7 protein-coding genes are annotated in these 6,569 nt (G+C 66.5%); 5 read left to right on the top strand and 2 right to left on the bottom strand.

From position 1 onward, the window contains the following. Positions 1–70 precede the first annotated feature (70 nt). Positions 71–469 (bottom strand): DUF4234 domain-containing protein, encoded by a 399-nt coding sequence (locus EFAMC1_RS04030; protein ID WP_187324548.1) that lies wholly within the window; start codon positions 467–469, stop codon positions 71–73. Positions 470–848: 379 nt separating this feature from the next. On the opposite strand from EFAMC1_RS04030, the gene EFAMC1_RS04025 reads away from it, so the two are divergent. Further along, positions 849–1,157: a hypothetical protein gene (locus EFAMC1_RS04025; protein WP_187324547.1), complete on the top strand. Its 309-nt coding sequence runs from the start codon at positions 849–851 to the stop codon at positions 1,155–1,157. On the opposite strand, the gene EFAMC1_RS04020 is transcribed toward EFAMC1_RS04025, so the two are convergent. Next, entirely contained in the window at positions 1,154–2,248 is a 1,095-nt protein-coding gene (locus tag EFAMC1_RS04020; RefSeq protein ID WP_154053027.1) for a YitT family protein, read from the bottom strand. The two genes, EFAMC1_RS04025 and EFAMC1_RS04020, sit on opposite strands and share 4 nt — an antisense overlap. A 451-nt stretch (positions 2,249–2,699) precedes the next feature. Between EFAMC1_RS04020 and EFAMC1_RS04015 the strand changes: the two genes are divergently transcribed. From EFAMC1_RS04015 to EFAMC1_RS04000, 4 genes are all read left to right on the top strand, one after another. Next, positions 2,700–3,869 carry a pyridoxal phosphate-dependent aminotransferase gene (locus EFAMC1_RS04015; RefSeq protein ID WP_154053026.1) on the top strand — a complete coding sequence of 390 codons (1,170 nt, stop codon included), beginning with the start codon at positions 2,700–2,702 and terminating at the stop codon, positions 3,867–3,869. A gap of 421 nt (positions 3,870–4,290) precedes the next feature. Next, complete coding sequence (locus EFAMC1_RS04010; protein WP_187324546.1) at positions 4,291–4,740, top strand: PTS glucose transporter subunit IIA; 450 nt, start codon at positions 4,291–4,293, stop codon at positions 4,738–4,740. Between the two features lie 477 nt (positions 4,741–5,217). Next, entirely contained in the window at positions 5,218–5,796 is a 579-nt protein-coding gene (locus EFAMC1_RS04005) for a hypothetical protein (protein ID WP_154053024.1), read from the top strand. A gap of 126 nt (positions 5,797–5,922) precedes the next feature. Next, positions 5,923–6,486: a hypothetical protein gene (locus tag EFAMC1_RS04000; protein ID WP_154053023.1), complete on the top strand. Its 564-nt coding sequence runs from the start codon at positions 5,923–5,925 to the stop codon at positions 6,484–6,486. Positions 6,487–6,569 lie beyond the last annotated feature (83 nt).

Genomic DNA, 6,569 nt, shown 5'->3' with positions numbered 1-6,569 from the left:
GCCCGGCGGCGCGCTGAGCTGCGCGCCGCCGGGCCCCTCGCCACCACCGTCCGGGCGTCCCGCCCGTCCCCTAGTTTAGCCCGAGCCTGCCGTTGTAGGCCCTCGCCATCGCGTTCATGTTCTTCATGATGATCCACATGGCAACGAAGGGGCCAATGCCGCAGAGCACGACGCCAAAGATGTCCCAGAGCAGGATGGTCGTGCCGCTCTCCCGGAACGTCAGGCCGTAGCGGCCGGCGTTGGCCTGCAGGCGGTTGCCGATCTTGTACTGCCACCAGTAGCTGTAGAGCCCAAGCGTCATCATTGAGAGCAGCATGTACGCCAGCAGGCCCGGCGTGTTCTCGCCGTCCCCCTCGCAGACGACGTTCATGTCCTGCGCGAGCTTGTGCGTATACCACCAAGCATATATCCCCAGCGTAATGAAGCTGAGGATGATGTACTTGATGATGCCGCGGTTCTCGGAGACCAAGGCGACGCCTTTCATGCGGGGTGCATGTTACAAGGATTGTACCAGGTTGGCCGAGGGCCCCGGGTCCCTGCCTCGTATCTTTCAAAAGCGGTCGCTTCCCGCGAGGTCTCGTCGTGCGAGGTTCGCTAAGGTTAGGGCATCTCTGACACATAAGGCCCGGGTACGCCGCGTGAGTCGCCTCGACGCGGGTCCGCCGGCCTTTTTGAACGAGGGGAGCTCGCGCATGGGAGCCCAGGGAGTCCGCACGACCAAAACGGACGGCACCGGCCCCGCGACGGGCAGCTAGCCCACGCCGGGCGGCAAGCCCACGACGGCCACCGGCCCCACCCCCGCGCCGGCGCGCCGCAAGAAGCCCCGCCTCGACCTCATGAGCCTAGTCGTGAGCCTCTGGTACTTCGTCGTGGTCGTGCTCACCACGGCGGTGCTCATGTACGCGTCGCGCAACAGCATCGCCTCCGACGCCTACCTCGCGATGGTCGTCGTGCGCATGCCGCTCCTGGTGGGCACCCTGTGGCTGGTCTTTCGCCGCATGCGGACCGCGCGTTTGGCCATCGTGGTCGTGAGCGCCGTCGACCTTGCGATGACGTTGGTCGACATCGCCACGGGTGCCTACGCCCTCTCCGAGTCCGTCTGGCAGCTCGCACTCCCGGTCGCGCTCGCGCTGTACTACCTCGCGGCGCCCCGCTAGCCCACGAACCTGAACCCGCGGCCGATGATCTCGGAGCTGGTCACGATGGTCACGAAGGCGTTCGGATCGGTCTCGCGCACGTAGGCGAGCAGCCGGCGGGCCTCGCGCCGACCCAGCACGCAGGTGATCTGCGCCATGCGCCGTCCGCTGTAGGCGCCATACGTGTAGCTCAGCGTGGCCGTGCGGTTGAGCTCGGTGATGATGAAGCGCTCGATCTCGCGCGGGTGGCGGCACACGATGGTGCAGATCTTCTTGAGGTGGAAGCTCTCGATGATGGAGTCCACCACGATGGTCTTGGCGAACAGGCCCAGCACGCAGTAGAGGCCCACGCGCATGCTGTACAGGAAGAACGTGGCGAGCACCACGCCAAAGTTGACCACCGAGAGCGCCTTGCCGATGTCGAGGCTCGTCTTCCTGTTCACGATCATGGCGAGGATGTCGGTGCCGCCGGTCGAGCCGCCCACGTCGAAGGCGATGGCGCTGGCCACGGCGGGCAGGAGCACGGCAAAGCACAGGTCAAGCCACATGTCGCCTGTGACGGTGTGCTTGGGCAGCACCAGCTCGAAGAGCGACGTGAAGACCGAGAGCGCCACCGACGCGTAGGCGCTCCACGCCACCGCGCGCCTCGGCAGGAACATGAAGCCGACGATGACGATGATGATGTTGAGCACCCACATCCAGCCGCCGAGCGGCAGGAACGGCGCCACGGAGGCCAGGATGATGGCGATGCCCGACGTGCCGCCGAACGCGAAGTGCTGCGGGCTCTGGAAGAGCACGATTGAGAACGCGTTCACGATCAGGCTGATGTTGAGGGCGGCGAAGAAGCGCCAGCGCCTGGGGGCCTCCTCGCGCTCATGGGCGAGGCGTCGGGCCTCGGCGGCCTGCTCGGTGGTCTGGGCGTCGGCGAGGGGCTCGAGGCGGACGGGCGCCGGGTCGATGGGGCGTACCTGCTCGGCGGGGTCGTGGCGAGCCTCCTCGATGGAGGTGATGTCGAAGGGCAGGTCGTGGGCGGCGCGGTCGTGCTCGCCGAGCGGGACGCCCGGCTTGGTGGCGTGGTGCCCGGTGAAGTCGCTGTCCTGCGGCTTTGTCATCGCTCGGTCCTCTCCGTCGCCCGTGTTGCCGCGTCCATGATAGCCGCGCTGTCACATTTCCTTCCGTATGATTTGTCACATTTCGGCCAGGCGGGGAGGGTGTCGGCGGCTCGGCCTGCTGTCATGTTTTCTTCCGGATGATTTGTCACATTTTGCTGGGCTGCCGGCTGCGTCCGGCCGGGTCCTCCGGCCGGGTGGGGGCGGCGGGTTGGACGCGCCAGGAAGTGCCGCTCAACCCGCAATCTCCAAGCCACTCCGCGGGCATCGTGCTACCGTAGCGGCATCGCACGACCAGGATGCAGGGGGCATCCGGCCGTGCCGCGGACGGGCGGGGATCCGGCTGTCCCGCGAGCGGGCGCGCGCAAGCGATCCTGCCCGCGCGGCAACCGGCACACAAGCGCCTCGCCGCAGACCCGCGCGCCACGGCGGCGCGCGCAGACAAGGGGGCAACATGCAGCAGCTCAGCGACAAGACCGCGCACTTCACCGACTCGGTCATCCGACGGATGACGCGCGTGTCCATGAAGTACGACGCCATCAACCTCTCGCAGGGATTCCCGGACTTCGACCCGCCGCAGGCGATCGAGGACCGGCTGGCCAAGGTGGCCTACACGGGCCCGCACCAGTACGCCATCACGTGGGGCGCGCCCAACTTCCGCGCCGCGCTGGCTGCCAAGCAGCAGCCGCGCATGGGCATCCCCATCGACCCCGAGACCCAGATTGTGGTCACCTGCGGCTCCACCGAGGCAATGATGTGCAGCGTGATGACGGTGTGCAACCCCGGCGACCGCGTCGTGATCTTCTCGCCGTTCTACGAGAACTACGGTGCCGACGCCATCCTCTGCGGCGCCGAGCCCACCTACGTGGAGCTGCGCGCGCCCGAGTTCTCCTTCGACGAGGCCGAGCTTGAGGCGGCGTGCGCCAAGCCGGGCACCAAGGCGCTCATCCTGTGCAACCCCTCCAACCCCACGGGCCACGTCTTTACCCGCGCTGAGCTGGAGTTCATTGCGAAGGTGGCCGACAAGTACGACCTCTGGGTCATCACGGACGAGGTCTACGAGCACATCGTCTACGCGCCGTACGAGCACGTGTACTTCGCGAGCCTGCCGGGCATGGCCGAGCGCACGATCAGCTGCAGTTCGCTCTCCAAGACGTACAGCATGACGGGCTGGCGCCTGGGCTATGCCATCGCATCGGCCGAGGTCATCGAGCGCATGCGCAAGGTGCACGACTTCCTGACCGTGGGTGCCGCGGCGCCGCTCATGGAGGCTGCGGTGGCCGGTCTCGAGCTGCCGCAGAGCTACTACGACGACCTGCGCGAGCTCTACACGCACAAGCGCGACCTGTTCTGCGAGGGGCTGCGCGAGCGCGGGCTCAAGTTCGTGGAGCCCGAGGGCGCGTACTACGTGATGGTCGACATCTCGGACTTTGGCTATGCGAGCGATGAGGAGTTCGCCGTCGACCTGGCCGCCAAGGTGGGCGTGGGCGCGGTGCCGGGCTCGTGCTTCTTCCATGCGCCCGAGAACCGCTTCGTGCGGTTCCACTTTGCCAAGAGCGACGAGGTGCTCACGGCGGCGCTGTCGAGGCTGGACGGCTGGCACGAGAAGATGGCGCGGGAGTAGGGGCGACTGGCGGCGCGGTCCCTCTGCCGGGCGTCTGGCGTGCCGTACCATGCCGTGTCTCGGGGGCGCCTCTCTGCGGCAATCGTTTTTGGGCGCTGACGGCCCGCCCCGTCGCCCTCCGAGGCGGCGCGGCGGGCCGTTTGCCCATCTCTGCGCCAGTTGTGGGTGCTGGAGAGAAAATAGTTTCCGTTATCTAGATTTTTCGGGCCGTTTTCGCGCACACGAGCCGTTATCAAGAATCGAACGATCAGGCTACATGCGGGTTTCCAGAGGGCCGTTCGGGGCCCACTCCGCAGGAGCCGCCGAAAATCTAGATAACGGAATAGTTTTGCTGAGGAGGGGCCGCGGGTGGCCCTCGCGCGGGGTCGCGACCGAGCTGGTTGCTGCAGAATGTGACAAATCATACGGAAGGAAGCGTGACATGGTGATTGTGGCGCCGGTGGCGGGCAGGGTGATTGCGATGGCCGACGTTCCGGACCCGGTCTTCGCCAGCGGCATGCTGGGGAAGGGCTGCGGCGTGTGGCCCAGCGGGTCGGTGGTGCGCGCGCCCGCGGCGGGCGTCGTGAGCGTCGCCATGAGCCATGCGGTTGCCATCTCGTGCGACGGCGGCGTCGAGCTGCTCGTGCACGTGGGCCTCGACACGGTCGAGATGGGCGGCGAGGGCTTCGAGCTCCTCGTGAGCCCGGGGGACCATATCATGGCTGGTCAGGAGCTTGTCCGTGTCAATCGGGACAAGATCGCCGCGGCGGGTCACCCAGACTGCGTGGTCGTGTCGGTGTCCAACTCGTCAGAGCTTGCGGGTGTGAGCCTCGTGTCCAAGCCGGGGTCGAGCGTCCGGGCGGGGCAGCCGCTGCTGAGCGTCTCGACCTAGCCACCCCGCCTGCTTCGATCCGCCGCTCCATCGTCCCCGCTTAACAAGCCGTTTACAAAAATGGGGGTTGCGCGGGCGTCGGGCGGCGCGTATGGTTAGCGGCAACGAACACGTTCGGGTCGACTCGCCCATGGCGAGGCCCGGCACATCGAGTTTTCGAGAGGAGCGCCAGAGATGAATCGCAACGCCTGCATGCTCAACAACTGGTGGTGGCGCGATTCGCAAGCGGTCGGTCGATCGTGAGTCTCTCGCGCCATATCTCTTACGCGACGAAAGGGCTCCCGGTTTGACCGGGGGCCCTTTTTGCGTGGACTGGCGCACCTCACGCGGCACGACGCGGATCGCGCGGTACAAGCGGGCGAAAGCCCAATGACGAACCAAGAGCCAAGACGACCGACTCGGCAAGGCAACAGATCAACGATTGAACATTCGGCCCCGAAGCTCGGGGCAGGAATCCGAAGGGAAGGCAGACCCACAATGTCTCAGACCACCACCCAGGCTCGCATCGTCAATACCACCGACCACGGCAAGCTCGACATCAAGGCGCTCGTGCTGCTCGCCGTGCTGCTCGCCGCCGGCTTCATTCTCAACTTCACCGTGGGCAAGGTCATCTCGAGCGCCACGGGCGGTGCCATCAGCCCGGAGTTCATCATCTCGGCCTTCTGCCTCACGATTCTCGTCGTGCGTCCCAACGTGCTGCAGGCGCTCGTCATCGGCCTCATCTCCGCGGCCGTGATCCAGATCACGACCACCTCGCCGCTCATCGACTTCGCCGCCGAGGGCGTCGCCGCGATGCTCATGGCCGCCATCGTGAAGGCCGGCATGCACGGCTCCGCCAAGAACCTCACGCCGGCGCTGGGCACGCTGGTCACCACCGTCGTCTCCGGTGTGATCTTCATGGTCATCAAGCTCGCCGTCATGGGCTTTGCGCCCGAGGTCGTGAGCGTGCTGCCCGCCGCCATGCTTCCCGTGATTGTTGCCACCGGCGTGTTCAACGCGGTGTTGGTGGGCGCGCTGTACATCCCCGTCAAGAAAGCGCTGAAGGTCACGGACTAGCGTCTCTGCCTGGGGCGTTGCAGCCTCACCGCACCGCCCGTCTCCCTGCTATGCTTTTATTACCTTCCCGGGCCGGCGGGCATCGCGGCCCGGGGCCAGCTATCTACGAAAGGCCGGCGACCAGCAATGACATCCAACCCCGAGAACGCTCGCAAGGTCACCTCGGATGCACGCGGCAACGCGCTCGTTGACGTCTCGTCGCTCATCCTCCTTGCGGTCCTTCTCGCGGCGGGGTTCGTGCTCAACCTCACGGTCGGAAACGCCCTCGCGCTCACGGGCATCAAGCCGCAGTTCATCATCGCGGCCTACGCCCTGGCGATCATCCTCACGGGAGCGGGGGTTGCGCAGGCCGCGGTCTTTGGCCTCGTTGCGGCGGCGGTGACGCAGCTCACCACGTCCATTCCCGGGCTCAACTTCGTGACCGACACGTTCTGTGCCGTCGCGATCTCGCTGCTGGTCCGGGTGCGCATCGAGGTGGCGGGCAGGTGCCTTTCCCCGTTCGTGGCAACGCTCGTCTCCGCTCTGGCCTGTGGCGTGCTCTTTGCCTGCCTGGGCACGCTGGTTACGGGCGCCGCGCTGCCGACGGCGCTCGCGAAGGGACCGGTCGTGGTCGGCTCCGCCGTCATTGATGCCGTGCTCGTACAGCTGTTGGTGGGGCCGCTGCGAAAGGTGAGGGGAGCGCGCGTCTGACGGATGCCGCGCCGGCTGGCCCCATACATATATGTATCTCTTTGCAACCAGGCCCTTTGAGTGCCTCGTGCTTGAATGGGGGC

This window comes from Olsenella uli, from assembly GCF_901212675.1.
Taxonomy (GTDB): domain Bacteria; phylum Actinomycetota; class Coriobacteriia; order Coriobacteriales; family Atopobiaceae; genus Parolsenella; species Parolsenella uli_B.
The sequence above is the reverse complement of the archived record's forward strand: the minus strand, read 5'-3'. Positions and strand labels throughout refer to the sequence as shown.

Coding starts and splice junctions, on each gene's coding strand:
- EFAMC1_RS04010 (WP_187324546.1), top strand. CDS start 4,291: ATGGTGATTGTGGCGCCGGTGGCGGGCAGGGTGATTGCGATGGCCGAC.
- EFAMC1_RS04020 (WP_154053027.1), bottom strand. CDS start 2,248: ATGACAAAGCCGCAGGACAGCGACTTCACCGGGCACCACGCCACCAAG.
- EFAMC1_RS04000 (WP_154053023.1), top strand. CDS start 5,923: ATGACATCCAACCCCGAGAACGCTCGCAAGGTCACCTCGGATGCACGC.
- EFAMC1_RS04015 (WP_154053026.1), top strand. CDS start 2,700: ATGCAGCAGCTCAGCGACAAGACCGCGCACTTCACCGACTCGGTCATC.
- EFAMC1_RS04005 (WP_154053024.1), top strand. CDS start 5,218: ATGTCTCAGACCACCACCCAGGCTCGCATCGTCAATACCACCGACCAC.